Annotated in this window: 4 protein-coding genes; all 4 read left to right on the forward strand. The window is 72.9% G+C overall.

The window, feature by feature from the left end; all coding sequences use genetic code 11:
- Positions 1-1,076, forward strand: a 1,076-nt coding sequence (gene larC, locus ACXJKL_RS15575; RefSeq protein WP_457207944.1) for a nickel pincer cofactor biosynthesis protein LarC, incomplete at its 5' end; no start/stop codon positions are given.
- Positions 1,077-1,098: 22 nt separating this feature from the next.
- Positions 1,099-1,701 (forward strand): TMEM165/GDT1 family protein, encoded by a 603-nt coding sequence (locus ACXJKL_RS15580; protein WP_457207945.1) that lies wholly within the window; start codon positions 1,099-1,101, stop codon positions 1,699-1,701.
- On the forward strand, positions 1,668-2,816 hold the full coding sequence (locus ACXJKL_RS15585; RefSeq protein ID WP_457207946.1) for a GNAT family N-acetyltransferase: 1,149 nt from the start codon (positions 1,668-1,670) through the stop codon (positions 2,814-2,816). Before ACXJKL_RS15580 ends, ACXJKL_RS15585 begins: the two co-directional genes overlap by 34 nt.
- Positions 2,817-2,885: 69 nt before the next feature.
- A complete protein-coding gene (locus ACXJKL_RS15590) occupies positions 2,886-4,112 on the forward strand; it encodes an arginine deiminase (protein ID WP_457207947.1) in 1,227 nt (408 codons plus the stop codon).
- Positions 4,113-4,344 lie beyond the last annotated feature (232 nt).

A 4,344-nucleotide genomic window follows, 5' to 3' on the forward strand; every position in this document is an offset into this window, starting at 1 on the left:
CGGTCGACGCGGTCACCCCCGAGCCGGTCGCCCTCGCCCCGGAGACGGTGAGCCGCAACGGCTTCGCCGCCACCCGCTGCCACGTCGAGATCGCCGACAGCGAGCACCACCGCAGCTGGCGCGACATCCGCGGCCTCCTCCAGCGGGCCGAGCTCGACGAGGACGTCCGCGACCGCGCCACCCGCGCCTTCGAGCGCCTCGCCGTCGCGGAGGCGCGGGTGCACGGCGCCGACCCGCTCGACGTCGCCTTCCACGAGGTCGGGGCGCTCGACGCCATCGCCGACGTCGTCGGGGTGTGTGCCGGCTTCGCCTGGCTGGCGACCCACGTCGGCGGGCCGGTCGTGGTCTCGCCCGTGGCGGTGGGGAAGGGAACCGTCCGGGGGGCGCACGGCACCATGCCGGTGCCGCCGCCCGCGGTGGCCGAGCTGCTGCGCGGCGTACCGTCGTTGGCCGGTCCCGGAAGCGCCGAGTCCTGCACCCCCACCGGGGCCGCCCTGCTGACCACGCTCGCCGACTCCTGGGGGGCGCAACCGGCCATGACGGTGGCCGAGATCGGGATCGGGGCCGGCGGCCGCGACCCCGACACCCACGCCAACGTGCTGCGCATCCTGGTCGGCGACGCACCCGCACCCGACGCGGGTCCGTTGCTCATCGAGTCCAACATCGACGACCTCGACCCCCGGGTCTGGCCCTCGGTGATCACCGCGCTGTTCGCCGCCGGGGCCAGCGACGCCTGGCTCACCCCGATCCTGATGAAGAAGGGACGCCCGGCCCACACCCTCTCGGTGCTCACCTCGTCGGCGCGCGCCGAGGACGTGCGCGACGCCCTGTGGCGGCACACCTCGACGATCGGCGTCCGGGAGACCCGCCTGGCCAAGCACGCCCTCGAGCGGGAGATGGTGGCCGTCGTGGTCGCCGGCCAGGAGATCGCGGTCAAGCTCGCCCGTCACGACGGTGAGGTGGTCAACGCCCAGCCCGAGTGGGAGGACGTCGCGCGGGCCGCGACGGCGCTGGGCCGTCCGGCCAACGACGTGCTGGCCGATGCCATCGCCGCCACCCGCGCCCTGCTCGGCTGAGCTGCACTCCTAGGCTGTGCCGGTGGATCTCGTCGTCGTCGCCCTCACCTTCGCCGCCATCTTCGTGGTGGAGCTGCCGGACAAGACCTTCATCGCGACCCTGGTCCTGTCGACCAAGTTCCGGCCGCTCTTCGTGTGGATCGGCGTCGGGCTGGCCTTCCTGGTCCAGACGCTCATCGCCGTGCTCCTCGGCAAGGCCGCCAGCTTCCTGCCCGAGACGATCGTCCACGTCGCGGCCGCCCTGATGTTCCTCGTCGGCGCGGTGATCCTGCTGCGCGAGGCACGCTCCGCCGACGCCGCCGAGGAGGGCGAGGAGGAGGACTTCGCCGCCAAGGCGGGCGAGGCCCAGGGCCTCAAGGTGATCCTCACCAGCTTCCTGGTGCTCTTCGCCGCCGAGTGGGGCGACCTGTCGCAGCTGCTGACCCTGTCCCTCGTCGCCAAGTACGACGACCCGGTCAGCGTCTTCATCGGCGCCTGGGGCGCACTCCTCGCCGTCAGCGGCCTCGCGGTGATCGTCGGCCGGGTGCTGCTGAGCAGGATCCGGCTCAGCGTGCTCCACTACCTGGGTGCTGCGGTGTGCGTCCTCATGGCATGTTTGACCGTGTGGGAGATGACCCGGGCCTGAGCCCCGTCCAGCAGGTCGTGCGCAGGCGCTACCTCGAGGTCAACGGGGAGCACCCGATGTCCGACGTGGACGACACCTACGTGCGCACCGGGTTCGTCCCCGCGACGGCCGAGCAGCTGGAGCTGATGGCCGCCGGCCGGGTGCCGCTGCCGTCGTACCTCCTCTCCGACGGGACGCCGATGGTCCCCCGCGACCACCTCGACCCGGTCGGGTGGGCCGGCGGTCCGGACCGGCTGCACGACTGGTTCGTCGGCTACTGGCCCGCCGACGAGCAGGCGGACGCCGAGCAGCAGTGGGCGGCGTACCTCTCCGGCCGGTGCGTCGGCCTGCGCCACGTCACCCCCCTCGCCCTCCGCGACGAGGCACGGTGGGTCGCCCGGCTCGACGCCGGCCTCGAGCGGCTGGCCAGGGACCGACGGGACCACGTCGGTCGCGGGATGGTCGGCGAGGCGATCTCCCGGCTCGAGGACCTGCTGCTGCCCCGGACGTCGTRCGACGTGCTGCGCTTCGACGGCCTCCCCGGCACCTGGCAGCGGGTCCGGCAGGCCCGTGAGGACCTCGTCCCGCCGCTGCCCGAGCTCCCGATCCGCACCGAGCGCCTGGTGCTGCGGCGCGCGAGGATGGGCGACGCCGACGACCTGTATGCCTACTACGGGCGCGCGGACGTCACCGAGCACCTGCTCCACGAGGTGTTCAGCCGTGCCGAGATCGACGACGTGCTGCGCAGCCGGCTCGCCGAGCCACGCGACCACCTGGCCTGCAACCTGTTCGTCGAGCTCGAGGGCCGGGTGGTGGGGGACCTGGTGCTCTTCGTCAAGGGCGAGGGCCACGACATGGCCGAGATCGGGTGGGTGCTCCACCCCGACGTCGGCGGCCGCGGCATCGCCACCGAGGCGGCCACCGCCATGATCGACCTGGCCTTCGGCCACTACGGCGTGCACCGGCTCTACGCCGACCTCGACACCCGCAACGAGCGCTCGGCGGCCCTGGCCCGCCGGCTCGGGATGCGTCGGGAGATGGACGCGAGGGCCGACTTCTGGTCCAAGGGCGAGTGGACCGACTCGCAGCGCTGGGCGATCCTCGCCGAGGAGTGGACGGCGCGGCGTAGCCGCTGATCGACCCGTGACGCCGGGTCGGCGCAGCAGCGGTGGGCGCGGCCACCCGGGGGCCACTACAGTCAGCCCATGGTTGAAACCCACGGCGCCGACAGCGAGGTCGGCACGCTCCGGACCGTCATGCTCCACCGTCCCGGCCCCGAGCTGAAGCGACTGACGCCGCGCAACAACGACAAGCTGCTCTTCGACGGCATCCCGTGGGTGAGCCGCGCCCAGGACGAGCACGACGCGTTCGCCGACATCCTGCGCCAGCGGGGGGTCGAGGTCCTCTACCTGACCGAGCTGCTCACCGAGACGCTCGAGAGCGAGAGCGCGCGCAACCACGCGATCACCTCCGCGCTGAGCGGGCTGCACCTCGGCGACACCCTGCGCCGCTACCTCGCGACCGCCCTGCGCGACGCGACCCCGACCGAGCTGACCCAGGTGCTGACCGCCGGCATCCGCAACGACGAGGTGCGCGGCGGCCACGGGCTGGTCACCAGCCTGCTCAGCCCCTACGACTTCCTCATCGACCCGCTCCCCAACCTGCTCTTCACCCGCGACTCCAGCGTGTGGATCCGCGACCGGGTGGCGGTCACCAGCCTGGCCATGCCGGCGCGCAAGCGCGAGACGCAGCTGACGGAGCTGATCTACACCGAGCACCCGCGCTTCGCCGGCCAGACCCGCAAGATCCACGGCTGGCACAACGAGCACGTCGAGGGCGGCGACGTCCTGCTGCTGTCCCCCGGCGTCATCGCGGTCGGGGTCGGGGAGCGGACGACGCCCGCCGGCGTCGAGCGGCTGGCCCGCCAGGTCTTCGACGCCGACCTCGCGCACACCGTGCTGGCCGTGCCGATCGCCCAGGAGCGGGCCACGATGCACCTCGACACGGTCTGCACGATGGTCGACGTGGACAAGGTCGTGATGTACCCCAACGTCGCCCACACCCTGACCGCCATCGCGGTCACGGTCGCCGACTGGGGCTCGGCCGACTCCGACATGGTGCTCGCCGTCGCCGAGCCCGAGCCGTTCCTGGTCGCGGCCGCCAAGGCCATGCAGATCGACACCCTGCACCAGATCGACACCGGACTCGACCCGGTCACCGCCGAGCGCGAGCAGTGGGACGACGGCAACAACACCCTCGCCCTCGCGCCGCGGGTGGCCGTGGCCTACGAGCGCAACGACGAGACCAACGACCGGCTCGAGGAGGCCGGGATCGAGGTCGTCCGGATCGCCGGGTCCGAGCTCGGCTCCGGCCGGGGTGGCCCCCGATGCATGTCGTGCCCGGTCTCGCGCGAGCCGCTGCCGGTCGAGTAGCCCGCTGCGGCGCACGTCACGCATCACGTCCGGGGCGCTCGCTCGTTGGGGGGTCGAACCCCCGACGTGTGCACCCAGAGAGGCACCACGCATGAGCTCTTCGATCTTCGACGGCCTGTCCCCGCGCGAGGTCACCCGGATCAGGTCGGCGGGCACCCCGCTGACCCTGCCGCAGGGCTGGTCGCCCATCGCGGAGCGGACTCCCGCCGACAAGGCCTACATCCTCGAGGAG

The organism is Nocardioides sp. P5_C9_2, assembly GCF_054049555.1.

What these genes read in the sequence shown, in the direction of transcription:
- ACXJKL_RS15590 (WP_457207947.1), top strand. Translation starts at nt 2,886, where the DNA reads ATGGTTGAAACCCACGGCGCCGACAGCGAGGTCGGCACGCTCCGGACC.